The organism is Aquitalea sp. S1-19, assembly GCF_024343515.1.
On the sequence record NZ_RJTZ01000322.1, the window covers coordinates 1 to 974 of the forward strand.

Genomic DNA, 974 nt, shown 5'->3' on the forward strand with positions numbered 1-974 from the left:
GGTCACACCCGGCAAAATCACGGCCTGATGGCCAATAAATACATTGTCCCGAATATCAACCTTGCCAACCCGGTCAAGCTCAAGTCCCAACGCTGCATTGACCATGCCGACGCTACCGTCATGACCAAATAGCGTGCAACCCGATAGATGGACATTACGTCCCAGGCAAACATAGGCAGGATCAGTGATCGTGACGTTCATATTGATCTCGCAAAGCGCCCCTATCCGGTGTAATCCGCCATGCATACGCAGATAGTCGGCCCACTCGGCTCCATGTGGCCGACAAACCCGCCGGTACAACCAGACCAGCTGATTTCGTTCCAGCGCCTGCCGGCGCAAGCACGCCCGCATCCAGCTCTTGACACGTTCAAGCATGCTTTCCCTCCCGACCTATCGCCAGCAGGCAGCCTGCCAGTTGGTCCAGATTACGCTCAAAAGCATAGTGTTCTCGCACCCAGGCGCGTGCATGTGCCCCTAAGCGACTGCGTAAATCGGGGCTGCTTGCAAGCCGCCAAAGCGCCTCAAACAGTGCGTCCTCATCACCAGGCGGTACAAGTAAACCTGTTTGGTTATCAATAAGGAGTTCAGGAATACCGGCGACACGAGTGCTCACGCAAGGCAGGCCACTTGCCATCGCTTCCATCAATACAACCGGCACCCCTTCGGCGAAACTTGGCAGAACAAATACATCGGCTTGCGAATAGCTGTGCCTGACTGCCTCTCTTCCCAGCGCCCCGGCAAAATGAACACAGTCAAGCCCAAGCTGTCCCACCTCGGCACGCAAAGACAACTCTGTCGGCCCGTTACCGACCATCAACAGCGACAATTTAATCCCTGCACGACGCAGCCGTGCCACTGCATGTAACAACAGATGCTGCCCCTTAGCCGGGCATAGCCGGCCGACGCATAGCAGCCGCAAGCTCTCTGCAGGAAGGCTGGCCGGCAGGCCATACGCGGCATCAACCCCCAGACGA

Annotated in this window: 2 protein-coding genes; both read right to left on the reverse strand. The window is 57.1% G+C overall.

The genetic code is table 11. From position 1 onward, the window contains the following. On the reverse strand, positions 1-375 hold a 375-nt coding region (locus EGI20_RS18785; protein ID WP_498633218.1), incomplete at its 3' end, for an acyltransferase. Then, on the reverse strand, positions 368-974 hold a 607-nt coding region (locus EGI20_RS18790), incomplete at its 5' end, for a glycosyltransferase (RefSeq protein ID WP_498633220.1). The genes EGI20_RS18785 and EGI20_RS18790, both read right to left, overlap by 8 nt.